This is a genomic window from Clavibacter michiganensis subsp. insidiosus (assembly GCF_002240565.1).
Lineage (GTDB): Bacteria > Actinomycetota > Actinomycetes > Actinomycetales > Microbacteriaceae > Clavibacter > Clavibacter insidiosus.
Genome location: NZ_MZMO01000001.1, coordinates 733,794 through 748,901 on the forward strand (window position 1 = coordinate 733,794; position 15,108 = coordinate 748,901).

Sequence of the window (15,108 nt, forward strand, 5' to 3'; positions counted from 1 at the left end):
GCTGCTTGCTCTGGAACTCTTCTTCACCGGACTGCTGGTCCTGGCGAGCCTCTCCATCGGCTGGGTGTCGCTCGTCGTGGTCTACAACCTCTTCCGCGGCCAGCGCTGACCGCGCGCCGCATGATCGAGATCCCGACCGGCCTCCCCGCCGAGCTCGTCCCGCTGTCCTGGCTCCTCGGCGTCTGGGAGGGCACCGGGGTCGTCGAGTACGCGGTCGGCGACGAGGTCGTCCGCCGCGAGTTCGGCCAGCGCATCAGCTTCAGCCACGACGGCCTGCCGCACCTCAACTACTCCTCGTACGCGTGGGTCGATGGCGACGACGGCCCCGTGCCCTTCGTCACCGAGACCGGCTACTGGCGCCTGCGCCGCCGCGTCACCGACGGGGACCCGGGCCCCGCGATGCTGCCGCCCACCGGCGATCGCCCGTTCACGACGGCCGAGGAGGTCGAGACGCTGCGCAACGCCGAGAGCGGCTTCGACGTCGAGGTCGCGCTCGTGCACCCGGGCGGCGTCAGCGAGCTCTACGTCGGCCAGGTGAAGAGCGCGCGCATCGACCTCGCCACCGACGCCGTGATGCGCACCGAGGGCGCCAAGGCCTACACGGGCGCGACCAGGCTCTACGGCCTCGTCGAGCGCGACCTGCTCTGGGCGTGGGACATCGCGGCGCTCGGCCAGCCGCTGCGCACGCACGCCTCCGGGCGGGTGTCGCATGTCGACTGACCCGGATCCCGCCCCGTCCCGCTCGCCCTTCCTCGACCTGCCCGGCGCCGTCGCCGCCGAGGGGCCGGATGCCGGCGTGCCCGCGCACCTCGGATCCCTCGTGCAGGAGCAGCGCGCGCTCGCCGCGGGGACCGCGATCGTCGACCTGTCGCACCGGGCTGTCCTCTCCGGCACGGGGGAGGACCGGCTGACCTGGCTCGACTCCATCACCAGCCAGTCGCTCCGCGGCCTCGCGCCGGGGGACTCGGCCGAGACCCTCTTCCTCGACCAGAACGGCCGCCTCGAGCACGCGGTCGGCGTGCTCGACGACGGCGTCACCACCTGGCTGCTGCTCGGCGCCGGGGACGCGGGGGCGCTGCTCGCGTACCTGCAGCGCATGCGCTTCATGCTCCGGGTCGAGCCCGCCGACCGCACTGCCGAGCTCGCCGTCGTCGGCACCATGGGCGAGCCCGAGCTCCCCGTCGCGGCGCCCGCGGGCGTGCCGCTCGTGTGGCGGGATCCGTGGACGCACGTCGTCCCCGGCGGACACCAGTACGCGGCCGCCGCGCCGCACCCGGGCGAGGGCTGGACCTGGAGCGAGCGCCTCGTGCCGCGCTCCGAGCTGCCCGCCGTCGTCGCGCGCGCGGCGTCCGGCGACCTGCCCGTCGCGGGCGTCCTCGCGTCCGAGGCGCTGCGGATCGCCGCGTGGCGCCCGCGCTTCGCCACGGAGGTCGACGACCGCACCATCCCGCACGAGCTCGACTGGCTGCGCAGCGCCGTGCACCTCAGCAAGGGCTGCTACCGCGGCCAGGAGACGGTCGCCAAGGTCCACAACCTCGGGCGCCCGCCGCGCCGCCTCGTGCTGCTGCAGCTCGACGGGTCCGACGCGGTGCTGCCGGGCGCGGGATCCGAGGTGCGGCTCCCCGCCGCCGCCGACGGCACCGCGGGCGAGGTGGTCGGGGCGGTCACGTCGAGCGCGCTGCACCACGAGCTCGGCCCGGTCGCGCTCGCGGTCGTCCGCCGCAACGTGGATCCCGCCCTCCAGCTCGAGGTCGTCGCCGACGACGTGCGCGTGCAGGCCATGCAGGACGTGATCGTTCCCACGGACGCCGGCCGCTCCGCCGACGTCCCCCGCCTGCCGCGGCTCGGTGCGGTCCGCCGCTGAGCGCGCGCGGGAGCGGTCGGCCCGTGCCGCCCGCACCCTGAGGCACCGGGCGGATCCGCGCGCCGCGCTGCTGCGCCTCTGGGGATCGGCGCCCGCGGCCCTGCAGATCGCCATCGCGGCCACGGGCGGCTGGGCCTTCGCGCACCACGTGCTCGGCCACGACACCCCGCTGCTCGCGACGACCGTCACGATCACGAGCCTCGGCTTCGTGCGCGACGCGCGGCCCGTGCGCGTGCTCGAGACGGCGATCGGCATGACCGTCGGGATCACGCTGAGCGAGGTGCTGCTGCTCGGCATCGGCCGCGGGGCGTGGCAGCTGTTCGTCATCATCCTGGCGACGCTGCTGGTCGCGCGACTGCTGTCGTCGAACGCCGCGTTCGCGGTCGCGGCGGGCGTGCAGGCCGTGCTCGTCGCCCTTCTCCCGGCGCCGTCCGGCGGGGTCTTCGTGCGCAGCGTCGACGGGCTCGTGGGCGGCGCGGTGGCGCTCCTCGCGACCGCGCTCATCCCGCGGGATCCGCGGCGGCAGGCCCTGCGCGAGGCCCGCCGCGTGTTCTCCGAGTGCTCCTACGCGCTCACGTCGCTCGTCTCCGCCCTGCGGCTCGGCGACGCCACCGCCGCCGACCGCGCGCTCGACCGGCTGCCGCACCCAGCCGCTCATCGACGCGTGGAGCGCCGCGGCCGACTCGGCCCTGTCGATCGCGCGCATCTCCCCGTTCCTCCGCCGCCACCTGCCGGAGCTGCGGGCCCAGCGGCGCGTGCTCGACGGCATGGACCTCGCGGTGCGGAACCTGCGCGTGATCTCGCGGCGCATCGACTTCCTGGTGGTCGACGGGGTGCGGCGTCCCGTGCTCGCCGAGCTGCTCGCCACCGTCTCGAACGGCGTGAACCTCCTCGGCCAGAGCCTCTCGGATCCGTCGGCCGCGCCCCTCGCCCAGCAGAACCTCGTGCTCGTGGCCGTGCGGCTGGATCCGCGCGAGCTCATCCCCGGCGCCCCCGTGGGAGAGGTCATGCTCGTGATGCTGCTGCGGCCCCTGCTCGTGGACCTCCAGGTGGCCGCGGGCGTCGACGCCGACACCGCGCGCCGCGCGCTGCCCGAAGTCTAGGCCGGCGCGACCGCCGACCAGGGCATGGTCAGCTCGCCGAGCCGCCAGCGCGCGTGCCCGCCCTCGACGGGGACGCCTGCGTCGCGCATCCGGGCGACCGCGCCCAGCCACTGCTGCCGGGGGCCGTACACGCCGAGCGGGGCGCTGAGGATCCAGCTGCGGTCGAGCAGGGCGAGCACCTCGTGCACGCGCTCACCGGGGACGTTGCGGTGGATGAGCGCCTTCGGCAGCCGCTCGGCGACGATCGACGGCAGCTCCAGCCCCGTCAACCGCAGCGAGATCGTCAGGCTGCGCGGGCCGTCCGCGCGCACGTCGACCCAGCTCGCGACCCGGCCGATCTCGTCGCACGTGCCCTCCACCACGGATCCGCCGGGGACGAGCCGCGCCGCCATCCGCGCCCACGCCGCGGGCACGTCGGCCTCGTCGTACTGCCGCAGCACGTTGAAGGCGCGGATCACGGTCGCCCGCTCGCCGCCGGGCAGCGGCACCTCGAACCCGCCGCGGACGAAGGAGATTCGCTCCCGGGCCTCCGCGTCGGGCCACGCCGCGAGCTGCTCGCGCGCCCGCGCCACGCGCCCCGGCTCGATCTCGATGCCCACGACGCGCACGTCCGGCCGCGTCGCGCGCAGCCGCCCGTGCATCTCGAGCGCCGTGATCCCGCTCGCGCCGTAGCCGAGGTCGACCACGAGCGGGTCGGCCGCGGTGCGCAGCGCGTCGAGGGTCGCGATCCACCTGTCGACGCGCCGGAGGCGGTTCGTGTTGGTCGTCCCGCGCGTCACGGAGCCGACGGGGGAGGCGGCGCCCGGCATGGGATCAGTCTCCCATCGCTCGATAGGCTGGCCGCATGGCTGAACCCCGCACCCTCGTGCTGCTGCGTCACGGCAACAGCGACTGGAACCAGAAGAACCTGTTCACCGGATGGGTGGACGTCGAGCTGAGCGAGCAGGGCGTCGCGGAGGGGCAGCGCGCCGGCGAGCTCCTCGCCGAGTCCGGCATCCTCCCCGACGTGCTGCACACCTCCGTCCTCATCCGCGCCATCGACACCGCCAACATCGCGCTCAAGCGCGCCGGCCGCTCGTGGATCCCCGTCCAGCGCACCTGGCGCCTCAACGAGCGCCACTACGGCGCGCTCCAGGGCAAGGACAAGGCGCAGACCCTCGCCGAGTACGGCCCCGAGCAGTTCGCCACGTGGCGCCGCTCGTTCGACGTGCCGCCGCCCCCCATCGCCGACGACGACGAGTACTCGCAGTCGCGCGATTCCCGCTACGCGGACCTCGGCGACGCCCTGCCCCGCACGGAGTGCCTCAAGGACGTCATCGAGCGGATGCTCCCCTACTGGGAGTCCGACATCCAGCCCGACCTCGCCTCCGGCCGCACCGTGCTCGTCACCGCCCACGGCAACTCGCTGCGCGCGCTCGTGAAGCACCTCGACGGGATCTCCGACGCGGACATCGCGGAGCTGAACATCCCCACCGGCATCCCGCTCGTGTACCGCCTCGACGAGGACTTCCGCCCGATCGTCCCCGGCGGCGAGTACCTCGACCCGGAGGCCGCCGCAGCGGGCGCCGCGGCCGTCGCCGCGCAGGGCAGCAAGAGGTAGCGCCCCCGCACGCACGACGAGAGCCCGACCGGATCATCCGGTCGGGCTCTCGTCATGTCACCGCGGTGCGGCGGGCCGGCGCGCGGCCGGCGGACGCGGATCAGGCGTCGGCCTGCACCCAGTCGCCGGTCGCGAGGTACTGCACGGTCTTCGCGATGGACACCGCGTGGTCGGCGAAGCGCTCGTGGTAGCGGCTGGCGAGGGTGGAGTCGACCGTGTCGACGGCCGCGCCCTTCCAGGTCTCGCCGAGCACCTTGTCGAAGACGCTGAGGTGCAGCTCGTCGATGCGGTCGTCGTCGTTGCGGATCTCCTCGGCGAGCTTCGCGTCCTCCGTGGTGAGGAGGTCGGTGAGCTTGCGGGCGATGGCCACGTCGAGCTGACCGAGCTCGAGGAAGGTGGGGCGCAGCGACTTCGGGACCACCTTGTCCGGGAAGCGGTAGCGCGACAGCTGGGCGATGTGCTCGGCGAGGTCGCCCATGCGCTCGAGGGACGCGCTGATGCGGAGCGCGCTCACGACGATGCGCAGGTCGCGCGCCACCGGCTGCTGGCGGGCGAGGATGTTGATCGCGAGCTCGTCGAGGCTCGTGGCGAGCTCGTCGATGCGGCGGTCCTGCTCGATGACGGTCTCGGCGAGGCTGACGTTCGACTCGTTGAACGCGCGGGTCGCGTTCTCGATGGAGATGGCGACGAGCGCGGAGATCTCGATGAGACGCTCCTGGACCTCGTGGAGCTCCTGCTGGAACACTTCGCGCATGGGGGACGTCCTTTCAGGCCGCCCCGCTGCGAGGGGCGGGGTGGTTCTCGGGCACGGCGGACCCCGGGTGACGGGCCCACATCCCCCGACTCTGGTCATGCGAGGTTAACGCACGGTGCCGGCGAGCTGAATTCGCGGCCTTGTGGCCCGGGTGGCGGGTCCCCGCGGCCGGGACGCCCCGACGCCGTCTCCTAGTGTGGGCGCATGGACACCGGTGCGTTGGTGCTCGTCTGCCTCCTCATCGGTCTGGCGGTCGGCGCGGGATTCGTGTGGCTGCTGCACCACGCGGCGGACCGCGGCGACCGCGCCGTCGAGATCACGAACCCCGTCGTCCCCGACGGCGTCGACCAGGTGCTCGAGGCGCTCGAGTCGGCGGGCATCGTGCTGGACCCCTCCAACAACGTGATGAAGGCGTCGCCCGGCGCCATCTCCTCCGGCCTCGTCTTCCACCAGGCGCTCGTCCACCCCGAGCTCGTCTCGATGGTCGACCGCGTGCGCCGATCCGGCGAGCCGCTGGCGGAGGAGGTGTCGCTCGCGCGCGGCCCGTTCGGCGCCGCCGAGTTCCAGATGCACGTGCGCGTCGCCCGCCTCGGCACGCGCTACGTGCTCCTCCTCGCGCAGGACCGCACCGAGTCCCACCGGCTCGACCAGGTGCGCCGCGACTTCGTGGCGAACATCAGCCACGAGCTGAAGACGCCCATCGGCGCGGTCGGCCTCCTCGCGGAGGCGCTCGACTCGTGCGCCGACGACGCCGTGCAGGTGCGGCGGTTCGCCGCACGGCTCACCACGGAGTCGGCCCGGCTCGCGCGCATCACGCAGGAGATCATCGAGCTGTCCCGGCTCGAGGCGGCCAACGCGCTGGAGAAGGCGGAGCCTGTCGACGTCGACCACGTGATCAGCGTCGCGCTCGACCAGGTGCGGCTCGGCGCGGAGCTCCGCGGCATCGAGCTGGCCCGCGGCAAGCGGTCGCGCTCCACGGTCTACGGCGACGAGGCGCTCCTCGTGGTCGCCGTGCACAACCTGCTGAGCAACGCCGTCAACTACTCGCCCGACGGATCGCGCGTCGGCATCGGCGTCATGGTCGACGACGGCGCCGTCGAGGTCGTGGTCACCGACCAGGGCATCGGCATCCCCGAGGACGAGCAGGGCCGGATCTTCGAGCGCTTCTTCCGCGTCGACCAGGCCCGCGCCCGCGACACCGGCGGCACGGGGCTCGGGCTCAGCATCGTCAAGCACGTCGTGCAGAATCATGGCGGCGACGTGCGCGTCTGGTCCCGACCGGGTCGCGGCTCCACCTTCACCATCCGCCTCCCCGAGGCATCGCAGACCCCGGCGCTCGCCGGCACGGACATCGGAGAACCCACGTGACACGCATCATGCTCGTCGAGGACGAGGCGTCGCTCAGCGAGCCGCTCGCCTTCCTGCTCCAGCGCGAGGGCTACGAGGTGGACGTCGTCGAGGACGGCCCCGCCGCGGTGGCCGCGTTCGACAGGGACGGCGCCGATCTGATCCTGCTCGACCTCATGCTCCCGGGCCTCCCCGGCACCGAGGTGTGCCGGGAGATCCGTACGCGCTCGGCCGTGCCGATCATCATGCTCACCGCCAAGGACTCCGAGGTGGACATCGTCGTGGGCCTCGAGCTGGGGGCCGACGACTACGTGACGAAGCCCTACTCGACGCGCGAGCTGCTGGCGCGGATCCGCGCGGTGCTGCGCCGCCGCGTCGAGGTCGACGACGAGCCGCTCAACGTGCTCGAGGTCGGCTCCGTGCGCATGGACGTGGAGCGCCACACGGTCGAGGTCGACGGCCGCGAGATCGCGATGCCGCTCAAGGAGTTCGAGCTGCTCGAGCTGCTGCTGCGGAACGCGGGGCGCGTGCTCACGCGCGGCCAGCTCATCGACCGGGTGTGGGGATCCGACTACTTCGGCGACACCAAGACGCTCGACGTGCACATCAAGCGCATCCGCTCCAAGATCGAGCGCGAGCCGTCCGACCCCGTGCTCCTCGTCACCGTCCGCGGGCTGGGCTACCGCTTCGAGGCGTAGGCCGCCGCCCCGCCGCCCGCCCGGCATGACGAAGGCCCCGTCCCCCTTGGGGGGGCGGGGCCTTCGTCATGCGCGGCGCGCGCGTCTAGTTCGTGCTGTCCCGGAGGCCCTCGTCGCCCTCGGTCGTGCCGGGCGTCGTGGTGACCTTCGTGTCCGGGGTAGATCCGGTCTCGCCGGGCACCAGGTTCGTGTAGGTCTCCTGGTCGCCGTTGAGCACGGGGACGTCCATCTCGACGCCCTCGGCGTCGCCGTACTGGATGTAGATCTTGGTGAGCGAGCCTGGAGTCGGGTCGACCGAGTCGAAGGTGATGCGCTGGGAGTCCTCGGCGCCGAACTTCGTGAGGCCGGGGGCTGCGGTGACGGTGCGCGTCTCGCGGTCCGCGCTGCCCTCGGTGAGCTCGTGCTGGAGGGAGACGCGCTGGCTGTCGCCCGAGCCGTTGACGAGCGTGACGACGAGGCTCGCGCCGGCCGAGGATCCGCCCTCGGTGAGGAGGATGGCGTTGCGCACCTCGACGTCGCCGACCGTGGCGTCGAAGCCGTCGCTCGGGAAGTAGGAGATCTGCGTGGCCTGGGGCGTGATGAACGTGCACGACGACGTGCCGACCGCGATCAGGGCCGCGAGGACGATGGACGATGCGGTACGCGCTCTCACGGGACCCTCCGGTTGTCGCGCGGGCCGGCGCCGGGGCGTCCGGAGGCGTCCGCGCTGGATCAGCTGACCCGCTCAGCCTACGGGATCAGGTGACGGGCGGCCGCCCGGGGGCGCGCGGGACCCGGCTGGTATCCTGGGCGGACACGTCCACAGAACGGGGAACCCATGATCTTCGAGGTCGGCGAGACCGTCGTGTACCCGCACCACGGGGCGGCGACCATCATCGAGGTGAAGAAGCGCGTCATCCGGGGCGAGGAGAAGCTGTACCTCAAGCTCGACGTCAACCAGGGCGGCCTGCAGATCGAGGTGCCCGCGGAGAACGTCGACATGGTCGGCGTCCGCGACGTCATCGGGCGCGAGGGCGTGGAGAGCGTCTTCGCGGTCCTGCGCGCCGAGTTCACCGAGGAGCCCACCAACTGGTCGCGCCGCTACAAGGCGAACCTCGAGAAGCTGGCGTCGGGCGACGTGCTGAAGGTCGCCGAGGTCGTGCGCGACCTCTGGCGCCGCAACCAGGACCGGGGCCTGTCCGCCGGCGAGAAGAGCATGCTGCAGAAGGCCCGCGGCATCCTCGTGGGCGAGCTCGCCCTGGCGGAGAAGACCGACGAGGAGCACGCGTCCACGCTGCTCGACGAGGTCCTCGCCTCCTGACGCGTCCGCCGTCGGGGCGCGGCGCCGCCGGTAGCCTGACCGCATGAGCCACGACCCCGTCGTCCCGTCCGCCTCCGCGATTGAGGACGGCGCGTCGGACGGACCCCGGCTGGGCGTCGTCGTCGTGGCCGCGGGCAGCGGCACGCGGCTCGGGGCGGGGATCCCGAAGGCGCTCGTCGAGGTCGGCGGCGCCACGCTGCTGGCCCGCTCCCTGTCCTCGGTCCTCGGCCTCGCGGAGGAGGCGCACGTCGTCGTCGTCGCGCCCGAGACGCACCTGGCCGAGACGACGGCCGTCGTCGACGCCGTCGCGGGCGCGGCGCGCGGATCCGTCGCGGTGGTGGTCGGCGGCGCGACCCGGCAGGGGTCCGTGCGGGCGGGCCTGGCCGCGCTCGGCGCATCCGTCGACACCGTCCTCGTGCACGACGCCGCCCGCGCGCTCACGCCCACCGCCCTCTTCGCCGCCGTGGCGCAGGCCGTCGGCGCCGAGGGCGCCGGCGTGGTCCCGGGCCTCCCCGTCACCGACACCGTCAAGCGCGTCGATCCCGCGGGGGAGTGCCTCGGCACCGTCGACCGCAGCGACCTGGTCGGCGTCCAGACCCCGCAGGGCTTCCCGCGGGCCGCGCTCGACGACGCGTACGCCCGGGCCGTCGCCGAGCACACGGACGACGCGGCCCTGTTCCAGGCGTCGGGCGGCCGTGTCCGCGTGATCCCCGGCGACGCGCTCGCCTTCAAGGTCACCACCGCATGGGACCTCCGGCGCGCGGAGGAGCTCGTCGCCCGGGACGCGGGCGCGGGATCCGTCGCCTCCCGCCTCCGCTCTGGCATCGGCACCGACGTCCACGCGGTCGACGAGACCCAGCCGCTCTGGCTCGCGGGCCTGCACTGGCCCGGCGAGGCGGGGTTGGCGGGCCACAGCGACGGCGACGCCGTCAGCCACGCGATGTGCGACGCGCTGCTGTCGGCCGCGGGCCTCGGCGACATCGGCGGGATCTTCGGCACCGACGACCCGGAGCTCGACGGCGCGCACGGCGAGGTCTTCCTGCGGCGCACCGCGGAGCTCGTCCACGGCGCCGGCTACCGGGTCGTCAACGTCGCCGTGCAGGTCATGGCTGTCCGCCCCAAGCTCTCGCCGCGGCGGGCCGAGGCCGAGCGGATCCTCTCGGCCGCCGTGGGCGCGCCCGTCTCGCTCGCCGGCACGACCACCGACGGGCTCGGCTTCACGGGTCGCGGCGACGGCGTCGCGGCGGTCGCGACGGCCCTCGTCGAGCGCCTCTGACCGCGTCGTCGCGCCCGTCGTCGACCGCCGTCCCGCCCCGTCATCCGGCGGGGGCGCGGAGGCGCGCTGACTAGGATCTCTCTGTGACCCTGCGCCTCCATGACTCCCGGACGCAGTCCCTGCGGGACTTCGTGCCGCTCGTCGACGGCAGGGTCGGCATCTACGTCTGCGGTCCCACGGTGCAGTCGGCGCCGCACATCGGCCACCTCCGGAGCGCCCTGGCGTACGACCAGCTGCGCCGCTGGCTCACCCACCGCGGGCTCGACGTCACGCTCGTGCGCAACGTCACCGACATCGACGACAAGGTCATCGACAACGCCCGTCGCGGCCAGGAGGCCGGCGGCACCGAGGAGTGGTGGGCGCTCGCGTACCGCGTCGAGCTCGAGTTCTCCGCCGCGTACGCGGCCCTCGGGATCCTCCCGCCCAGCTACGAGCCGCGCGCCACCGCGAGCATCGGCGAGATGCAGGAGATCATACGGCGGCTCGTCGATCGCGGGCACGCGTACGCGGGCGACGACGGATCCGGCGACGTCTACTTCGACACCGCCTCCTGGCCCGAGTACGGCGAGCTCACCCGCCAGCGCGCCGCCGACATCGAGGCCGCCGCGGACGCCGATCCGCGTGCCAAGCGCGACGTGCGCGACTTCGCCCTCTGGAAGGGCGCGAAGCCGGGCGAGCCCGCGAGCGCGTCCTGGCCGTCGCCGTGGGGCGCCGGCCGCCCGGGCTGGCACATCGAGTGCTCGGCCATGTCCACGCGCTACCTCGGCGCCGAGTTCGACATCCATGGCGGGGGCCTCGACCTCCGCTTCCCGCACCACGAGAACGAGCTCGCGCAGTCGCGGGCCGCGGGGGATCCGTTCGCCCGGTACTGGCTGCACAACGGTCTCGTCGCCGTCGCCGGCCAGAAGATGAGCAAGTCGCTCGGCAACTCGCTCTTCGCCGCTGACCTGCTCGCCTCGGCCCGGCCGGTCGTGGTCCGCTACTTCCTCGGATCCGCGCACTACCGGTCGACCCTCGAGTTCCACGACGGCGCGCTCGCCGAGGCGGAGGCCGCGCTGGACCGCATCGAGACCTTCCTCGACCGCAGCGCCCGCCGCCTCGCCGGCACGCGCTTCCAGGCCGCGCCGGCCACGGCGGACGGTGCGCCCGCGACCGTGCCCGACGGGTTCGCCGCGGCCATGGACGACGACATGAGCGTCCCGCAGGCGCTCGCCGTGCTCCACGACGCCGTCCGCGCGGGCAACGCCGCCCTCGACGCCGGCGACCTGCAGGAGGCGGCGTCGCTGCGCGCGGACGTCTCCGCCATGGTCGCCGTGCTCGGGATCGACCCGCTGGCCGACGAGTGGCGCACCGCGTCCGACCAGCCCGCGCGCCATGCGCTGCAGGCGCTGGTCGAGCACCGGATCGCCGAGCGACAGACCGCGCGGGAGGCCAGGGACTTCGCCCTCGCCGACCGCATCAGACAGGAGCTGGCCGAGGCCGGCATCACGATAGAGGACTCGCCCGGCGGGTCGCATTGGAGCATCGATGGCGAATAAGCCCAGCCGCTCAGGCGCGGTACGGAAGACCAAGAAGGGCCCGCTCAAGGGTTCCGGGGGGCAGGGCAGGCAGGCCCTCGAGGGCAAGAAGCCCACGCCCAAGGCCGAGGACCGGCCGTACCACCCCGCCGGCAAGCGCAAGCTCGCGAAGGACCGGTACGAGGCGGCGTCCGCGGGCGCCAACCGCGGCCGTGACGAGCGCGCCGAGCGCTCGGCCCCGCCGCGCGCCCGCGCGACCGACCGCCCCGCCGGCGCGGACGCCCCGCGCGCCCGCCGCGCGAAGCAGCAGGACGAGTCCGAGGTCGTCACCGGCCGCAACTCGGTCGTCGAGGCGCTGCGGGCCAAGATCCCCGCGACCGCGCTCTACATCGCCTCGCGCATCGAGTACGACGACCGCGTCAAGGAGGTCCTGTCGCTCGCCACCGGGCGCGGGATCCCCGTGCTCGAGGTCATGCGCCCCGAGCTCGACCGCATCGCCGGCCACGATGCCGTGCACCAGGGGCTCGCGCTCAAGGTGCCGCCGTACGAGTACGCGGACGCGATCGAGCTGCTCGACAAGACGATCTCGCGCGGCCAGGTGCCGCTCATGGTCGCCCTCGACGGGATCACCGATCCCCGCAACCTCGGGGCGATCATCCGCTCCGTCGCCGCGTTCGGCGGTCACGGCGTGATCGTGCCGCAGCGCCGCTCGGTCGGCCTCACCGCCAGCGCGTGGAAGACCTCGGCGGGCGCCGCCGCGCGCACGCCCGTCGCCATGGCGTCGAACCTCACCCAGACCCTGAAGGCGCTCAAGCAGCGCGGCGTCTTCGTGGTCGGCCTCGACGGCGGCGGCGACATGTCGCTGCACGAGTTCACGCTCGCCGACCGGCCGATCGTGGTCGTCGTCGGATCCGAGGGCAAGGGCCTCTCGCGCCTCGTCACCGAGACGTGCGACACCGTCGTCTCGATCCCGATCGGCGCCTCCACCGAGTCGCTCAACGCCGGCATCGCCGCGAGCGTCACGCTCTACGAGATCGGCAAGCTGCGGGCCGCGACGCGGAAGTAGCGCGCCGCACTCACGAGGAGCCGGGACCCCAGGGTCCCGGCTCCTCGTGCGTCCGGCCCCGGGCCAGGGCGGTCAGACCTTCGTGCGCCAGTCCTCCGCGGCTTCGGCCTCGGTGATCGGCACGTCCGACTCGTCCTCGATGACGCCGATCGACTCCGTCGGCGGGTCGATGACCGTCGCCTCGTCGCGGCGGTGCCGGAGGATGTCCTGCACGTACGCGGTCACGGCCTCGGCGAGCGGGATGTCCCGGCTCAGCTTCTGCGACATGTACCAGCGGTGCTCGAGGAGCTGGTGGAACACCTCGGCCGGCTCGAGCTTGCCGCGGAGGTCCCGCGGGATCGCCCGCACGACGGGCTCGAAGACGCGCGCGAGCCACTCGTGCGCGACCATCTCCTCGTCGAGGTCCTGCTTGTCGGCTGCCGCGGTGTACGAGTCGAGGTCGTTGAGCAGGCGACGCGCCTGGTTCTCCTGCGCGTCGACGCCCGTGAGCCGCAGCAGGCGGCGCTGGTGGTGACCGGCGTCGACGACCTTCGGCTGGATCCGCACCTGGGAGCCCTCCGCGGTCGTGCGGATCGCGAGCTCCTCGATGTCGAAGCCGAGGTCATTGAGACGGTCGACCCGCTCGTTGATGCGCCAGCGCTCCGAGGTCGGGAACTCCTCGCGGCCGGTGAGCTCCTTCCAGAGCGTGCGGTACTGGGCGACGATTCGCGTGCTCGTCTCGAGCGGGTCGAGCCCCTCCTCGATCCGGCCGCCGGCCTCGAGGTCCATGAGCTCGCCGGCGATGTTCACCCGCGCGATCTCGAGGTCGTTCTCGCGCTGCCCGTTGGACAGTCCGCCGTTGAACAGCTTTCCGGTCTCCGCGTCCACCAGGTAGGCGGCGAAGGCGCCCGCGTCCCGGCGGAAGAGCGTGTTGGAGAGCGAGACGTCGCCCCAGAAGAAGCCGATCATGTGGAGCCGCACGAGCAGGACGGCCAGGGCGTCCACGAGTCGAGTCGCCGTGTCGGGCCGTAGCTGCTGCGAGAAGAGCGCCCGGTAGGGGAGCGAGAACTTGAGGTGACGGGTGACGAGCACCGACTTGAGCGGGTCGCCGTCCTCGTCGGTGCGGTTCATGATCACCGCGACGGGCTCCACGCATGGGATCTCGAGCCGCTGCAGCGTCCGCAGCATGTCGTACTCGCCGCGGGCCATCTCGTCGGTCGTCTCCTTGATGGCGATGACGTAGCCGGAGAGGTTCGCGAAGCGCACGAGGTGCCGGGAGATGCCCTTCGGGAGGGTCGCGATCGCCGAGGAGGGCCACTCGTCGAGCGGCAGCTGCCATGGCAGGTCGAGGAGCGCGGGATCGACCGTCGCCGCGGTGATGTTCAGGGATCCGGCCATGCTGCGACCCTACCCGACCCCGGAAACGCCGCTGCCGCGGCCCCCGGCGCTCCCGGCGGGGGAGCGAGGGGACCGCGGCAGCGGTGGTGGACCGGGTCGATCAGCCCGCGGCGACCGGCGCGTTGAGGCGGAGGCCGCTCTCGGCGTCGAAGGCGTGGAGGTGACCGGGCTGCGGCGTGATGAAGACGGTGTCGCCGGCGTTCGGGTGCAGGCGGCCGTCGACGCGCGCGACGAGGTCGGTGCGCTTGCCCTCGATGTCGGTGTGGCCGTAGAGGTAGCCGTCCGCGCCGAGCTCCTCGACCAGGTCGACCGTGACCGAGAGGCCCTGGCCCTGCGAGGTGCTGACGACGACGTCCTCGGGACGCACGCCGATGGTGACCGCTCCGCCGGTGGCGTTGGTGAGCACGTCGCGCTCGACCGGGACCACGGCGGTGCCGAACTGCACGCCGCCGTCGACGACGTTCGCCGTGAACAGGTTCATCGCGGGCGAGCCGATGAAGCCGGCCACGAAGACGTTCTGCGGCTTCTCGTAGAGGTCGCGCGGGGTGCCGACCTGCTGGAGGACGCCGTCCTTGAGGACCGCGATGCGGTCGCCCATGGTGAGGGCCTCGGTCTGGTCGTGGGTGACGTAGACCGTGGTGACGCCGAGGCGGCGCTGGAGCGACGCGATCTGCGTGCGGGTCTGGACGCGGAGCTTGGCGTCGAGGTTCGACAGCGGCTCGTCCATGAGGAACACCTGCGGCTGGCGCACGATGGCGCGGCCCATGGCGACGCGCTGGCGCTGGCCGCCCGAGAGGGCCTTCGGCTTGCGGCTGAGGTAGGGCTCGAGGTCGAGGAGCTTGGCCGCCTCGAGGACGCGGGTGGCGCGCTCGTCCTTGCCGACGCCCGCGATCTTGAGCGCGAAGCCCATGTTCTCGGCGACCGTCATGTGCGGGTACAGCGCGTAGTTCTGGAAGACCATCGCGATGTCGCGGTCCTTCGGCGGGACGTCCGTGACGTTCCGGTCGCCGATGAAGATGTTGCCGTCGTTGACCTCCTCGAGGCCCGCGAGCATGCGGAGGGTGGTCGACTTGCCGCAGCCGGACGGGCCGACGAGGACGAGGAACTCGCCGTCGGCGACCTCCAGGTCGATCTGGTCGACCGCGGGGCGCGTCGAGCCCGGGTACAGGCGCGTGGCCTTGTCGAACGTTACAGATGCCATTTCGG

At 73.2% G+C, this 15,108-nt stretch carries 15 protein-coding genes and 1 pseudogene; 11 read left to right on the forward strand and 5 right to left on the reverse strand.

Features of this window, described 5'->3' with window-relative positions:
* Positions 1–120: 120 nt before the first annotated feature.
* From B5P21_RS03835 to B5P21_RS17155, 4 genes and pseudogenes are all read left to right on the forward strand, one after another.
* Entirely contained in the window at positions 121–720 is a 600-nt protein-coding gene (locus tag B5P21_RS03835; RefSeq protein WP_094170781.1) for a heme-binding beta-barrel domain-containing protein, read from the forward strand.
* The gene (gene ygfZ / locus B5P21_RS03840; protein WP_094170782.1) at positions 710–1,864 is read left to right on the forward strand and encodes a CAF17-like 4Fe-4S cluster assembly/insertion protein YgfZ; all 1,155 of its coding nucleotides are present in this window, start codon (positions 710–712) and stop codon (positions 1,862–1,864) included. The genes B5P21_RS03835 and ygfZ overlap by 11 nt, the downstream gene beginning before the upstream one ends.
* A 148-nt stretch (positions 1,865–2,012) precedes the next feature.
* Positions 2,013–2,297, forward strand: a pseudogene (locus tag B5P21_RS17595) (FUSC family protein); the annotation flags it as partial.
* A 322-nt stretch (positions 2,298–2,619) separates the two neighbouring features.
* Positions 2,620–2,967, forward strand: a complete 348-nt coding sequence (locus B5P21_RS17155) for a hypothetical protein (protein WP_246865243.1) — start codon at positions 2,620–2,622, stop codon at positions 2,965–2,967.
* Here the strand turns inward: B5P21_RS17155 and B5P21_RS03850 are convergent.
* Positions 2,964–3,776 carry a class I SAM-dependent methyltransferase gene (locus B5P21_RS03850; RefSeq protein ID WP_094170783.1) on the reverse strand — a complete coding sequence of 271 codons (813 nt, stop codon included), beginning with the start codon at positions 3,774–3,776 and terminating at the stop codon, positions 2,964–2,966. The genes B5P21_RS17155 and B5P21_RS03850 overlap by 4 nt on opposite strands.
* A 35-nt stretch (positions 3,777–3,811) precedes the next feature.
* Between B5P21_RS03850 and B5P21_RS03855 the strand changes: the two genes are divergently transcribed.
* Complete coding sequence (locus B5P21_RS03855) at positions 3,812–4,567, forward strand: phosphoglyceromutase (RefSeq protein ID WP_045529474.1); 756 nt, start codon at positions 3,812–3,814, stop codon at positions 4,565–4,567.
* A 100-nt stretch (positions 4,568–4,667) separates the two neighbouring features.
* Here the strand turns inward: B5P21_RS03855 and phoU are convergent, their stop codons facing one another.
* Positions 4,668–5,321: a phosphate signaling complex protein PhoU gene (phoU, locus tag B5P21_RS03860; RefSeq protein ID WP_015491088.1), complete on the reverse strand. Its 654-nt coding sequence runs from the start codon at positions 5,319–5,321 to the stop codon at positions 4,668–4,670.
* A gap of 204 nt (positions 5,322–5,525) precedes the next feature.
* Between phoU and B5P21_RS03865 the strand changes: the two genes are divergently transcribed.
* Both B5P21_RS03865 and B5P21_RS03870 read left to right on the forward strand, forming a co-directional pair.
* Complete coding sequence (locus tag B5P21_RS03865) at positions 5,526–6,689, forward strand: sensor histidine kinase (protein ID WP_045529472.1); 1,164 nt, start codon at positions 5,526–5,528, stop codon at positions 6,687–6,689.
* Positions 6,686–7,366 carry a response regulator transcription factor gene (locus tag B5P21_RS03870; RefSeq protein ID WP_045529470.1) on the forward strand — a complete coding sequence of 227 codons (681 nt, stop codon included), beginning with the start codon at positions 6,686–6,688 and terminating at the stop codon, positions 7,364–7,366. Before B5P21_RS03865 ends, B5P21_RS03870 begins: the two co-directional genes overlap by 4 nt.
* 85 nt (positions 7,367–7,451) lie before the next feature.
* Here B5P21_RS03870 and B5P21_RS03875 read toward each other — a convergent pair whose 3' ends face one another.
* The gene (locus B5P21_RS03875; protein WP_045529468.1) at positions 7,452–8,018 is read right to left on the reverse strand and encodes a hypothetical protein; all 567 of its coding nucleotides are present in this window, start codon (positions 8,016–8,018) and stop codon (positions 7,452–7,454) included.
* A 165-nt stretch (positions 8,019–8,183) separates the two neighbouring features.
* On the opposite strand from B5P21_RS03875, the gene B5P21_RS03880 reads away from it, so the two are divergent.
* From B5P21_RS03880 to rlmB, 4 genes are all read left to right on the forward strand, one after another.
* Positions 8,184–8,666, forward strand: a complete 483-nt coding sequence (locus B5P21_RS03880; RefSeq protein ID WP_045529466.1) for a CarD family transcriptional regulator — start codon at positions 8,184–8,186, stop codon at positions 8,664–8,666.
* Between the two features lie 43 nt (positions 8,667–8,709).
* Positions 8,710–9,942, forward strand: a complete 1,233-nt coding sequence (gene ispD / locus B5P21_RS03885; RefSeq protein ID WP_045529464.1) for a 2-C-methyl-D-erythritol 4-phosphate cytidylyltransferase — start codon at positions 8,710–8,712, stop codon at positions 9,940–9,942.
* An 83-nt stretch (positions 9,943–10,025) separates the two neighbouring features.
* On the forward strand, positions 10,026–11,480 hold the full coding sequence (cysS, locus tag B5P21_RS03890) for a cysteine--tRNA ligase (RefSeq protein WP_045529463.1): 1,455 nt from the start codon (positions 10,026–10,028) through the stop codon (positions 11,478–11,480).
* Positions 11,470–12,525, forward strand: a complete 1,056-nt coding sequence (gene rlmB, locus B5P21_RS03895) for a 23S rRNA (guanosine(2251)-2'-O)-methyltransferase RlmB (RefSeq protein WP_045529461.1) — start codon at positions 11,470–11,472, stop codon at positions 12,523–12,525. Before cysS ends, rlmB begins: the two co-directional genes overlap by 11 nt.
* A gap of 72 nt (positions 12,526–12,597) precedes the next feature.
* Here the strand turns inward: rlmB and B5P21_RS03900 are convergent, their stop codons facing one another.
* Together B5P21_RS03900 and B5P21_RS03905 are read right to left on the reverse strand one after the other, a co-directional pair.
* Entirely contained in the window at positions 12,598–13,902 is a 1,305-nt protein-coding gene (locus B5P21_RS03900; RefSeq protein WP_045529459.1) for a DUF4032 domain-containing protein, read from the reverse strand.
* 100 nt (positions 13,903–14,002) lie between these two features.
* Positions 14,003–15,103, reverse strand: coding sequence for an ABC transporter ATP-binding protein (locus tag B5P21_RS03905; RefSeq protein WP_045529457.1), 1,101 nt, complete (start codon positions 15,101–15,103; stop codon positions 14,003–14,005).
* Positions 15,104–15,108 lie beyond the last annotated feature (5 nt).